Genomic DNA, 1,545 nt, shown 5'->3' on the forward strand with positions numbered 1-1,545 from the left:
AACCCGGGGCGGTTCAGTGATGACCCGATGGTCCAGTTGGCCAGTCAGATCAAAAAGCTTCAGGAAGGCTGGGCTCCCATTGCAAGAGGCTCCAAGAAAGTTAAAACGGATGTCTTTACGACTGAGGATAGAGCAGTAGGGCGTGCGGCGTCTCTTGAGGCTTACGATCGCATGCGAGATCGCGGAAACGGCGTAACAAATACTGATGAGCCAACTGCCCCCGACCCTGAGTGAAGTCTCAGCACATATCCCGCAAGCTGGCGCGTTCGTCACTGACCAGCCATCACCCGTGCCAGCCGATCCTCGTAGGGCTCTTCGTGGCTCGACTCATCAATGCCGTATGCCTCGCTGCAGAGCAATCAGCGTCTTCATGATCTCCGACAGCTCCTTCATGGCCTTTATGCGGCGCGGGAAGCTGGACATCCTGCTGGCCAGCTCCAGCGCATCCGATGAATCATCTGCCTGCTCCTTCAGCTGTTTAATCAGATCGGCAATGTCACCACGCATGTCGGTCGACGAGCTCAGTTCTTCCAGCAGCGTATTGGCAAGGTCAAGGCAGCGACCGATGTTCCTCCGCTGGCTGAGCTTTATGTCGGCCAGGGCCGTTGCCGCCGACTCAACCTCGAGCTTTTCGATGATGACGGTTTCCTTGGAAACCAATCTGGAAACCTCAGCTTTGGAAACCAGAGCATCAGCCCGTGCCTGTACCTTGACTTTGAGATGTCGTGACCAGTTGAAGCTCTTGGCGCGTTTGTTGATTGCTGTGTGAGAAACACCGTGGACGATGCCGATCTCGCGTGCCGACAACAGACCAGTGCGATACGCCCGCTCGATTGCTTCCCGGTCCAGCGTGGCTTTTGCTGTCATCTTGTTGCCCCTTTTACCGCTTGCTCATGTGCCAGCGGCTCATGAATGTAGTTCTTCTGAGCTCAGGCTCCAGCGCTTCATGCCAGCTATCACCCCGCAAACGACGCATCTTCACGGCCTGCCATTTCAGACCGCGCTTTGCCGCCCAGAGCATCGCAGGCATGGTTTCGGTGCCGAGCGTGATCAGCGTTGCCCCGGCGCATACCGTGGTTCGGATGGGCATGCGCGGGAGCGAGATTGATGTGCTTTCTAAGGTCGCTAGCTGCATGGTCGGCCATCTCCGAGGGTTCAGATGGCCAACTTATGTGACTGGAGTAGGTTAGTTAGCAGTATCTAATTACTCTGTAGTGTCCACGTTCGTAGCTGTTAATCTCATATGCAGTTGATCTCAAAAACTGAAGGAGGCATTGGATGTCACAGACAGAAAACGGCGATATTCAACCCGGCCGCCGAGGGGGAGGAGTTCACCGTGACAGGCATCGACACGACGGCGCTGGTCACGATCCGCGATATCGTTGCGCTGGTGCTCGAGGTGAGAGAGGAAATGAAGCTGAGACAGCTTTCGTCTGATTGGCGAGGGATAGGGCGGGAGGCTTAAGCTGAACAAAAGCCCGCTCAGTAGCGGGCATACCCTATCCCTGCATGAGATTACTCCTTGCCTAGGGAGCCGCTGATTTA

General features: G+C 55.8%; 3 protein-coding genes and 1 pseudogene. 2 read left to right on the forward strand and 2 right to left on the reverse strand.

Features of this window, described 5'->3' with window-relative positions; all coding sequences use genetic code 11:
* Window positions 1-234: pseudogene (locus ALO64_RS25960) on the forward strand (hypothetical protein); the annotation flags it as partial.
* A gap of 96 nt (window positions 235-330) precedes the next feature.
* On the opposite strand, the gene ALO64_RS12460 reads toward ALO64_RS25960, so the two are convergent.
* Both ALO64_RS12460 and ALO64_RS12465 read right to left on the reverse strand, forming a co-directional pair.
* Entirely contained in the window at window positions 331-867 is a 537-nt protein-coding gene (locus ALO64_RS12460) for a hypothetical protein (protein WP_005730329.1), read from the reverse strand.
* Window positions 868-880: 13 nt separating this feature from the next.
* Window positions 881-1,090 (reverse strand): hypothetical protein, encoded by a 210-nt coding sequence (locus ALO64_RS12465; protein ID WP_050427046.1) that lies wholly within the window; start codon window positions 1,088-1,090, stop codon window positions 881-883.
* A gap of 153 nt (window positions 1,091-1,243) precedes the next feature.
* Here ALO64_RS12465 and ALO64_RS12470 point away from each other — a divergent pair, with 153 nt between their 5' ends.
* Window positions 1,244-1,465 carry a DUF1652 domain-containing protein gene (locus tag ALO64_RS12470; RefSeq protein WP_010206850.1) on the forward strand — a complete coding sequence of 74 codons (222 nt, stop codon included), beginning with the start codon at window positions 1,244-1,246 and terminating at the stop codon, window positions 1,463-1,465.
* The last annotated feature ends 80 nt before the right edge of the window (window positions 1,466-1,545 follow it).

Source organism: Pseudomonas meliae (assembly GCF_001400515.1).
GTDB classification, from domain to species: Bacteria; Pseudomonadota; Gammaproteobacteria; order Pseudomonadales; family Pseudomonadaceae; genus Aquipseudomonas; species Aquipseudomonas amygdali.